Below are 390 nucleotides of genomic sequence, written 5' to 3' on the forward strand. Positions count from 1 at the left end.
GAAGGCGTTGTCGTTCGATTCCCGCACAGCGGGATAGAAAATCTCCTCTTCCAACTGGGTATGCACTGTCAGTTTTTCACAGGCCTCTCGCGCAATGCTCTCTCGGTTGACTTCGTGTTTTTCCTGCGCAAAGTCTTTGAATAGCTTCCTGACCTCACGGTGGTCGTCGAGAAGCATTGACAGCACGGTACGTTGGGCGACTGGAATCTCTGCCTTGTTCATGGAGTGCTCCTGAAATGATTTGCTCTCGTCTGGTGAGCAAACGTCATACCGGCGCCCTCATTTCCTCTGGGCCGGTTTCTTGCTCCAGAAGCCGTCACGGATCGCGGGCAGTCGATCAGTCTGAAGACTGCGCAGTACCGTCCGCATTTTCCGAACGAATCCACTTTA

The 390-nt window shown here is 53.3% G+C and carries 1 protein-coding gene; it reads right to left on the reverse strand.

Features of this window, described 5'->3' with window-relative positions; genetic code table 11:
- A partial coding sequence (locus RVY79_RS17835) for a hemerythrin domain-containing protein (protein WP_317465847.1) occupies positions 1–222 on the reverse strand: 222 nt, incomplete at its 3' end.
- Positions 223–390: the final 168 nt, after the last annotated feature.

This window comes from Chromohalobacter sp. HP20-39 (assembly GCF_033052815.1).
GTDB lineage: Bacteria > Pseudomonadota > Gammaproteobacteria > Pseudomonadales > Halomonadaceae > Chromohalobacter.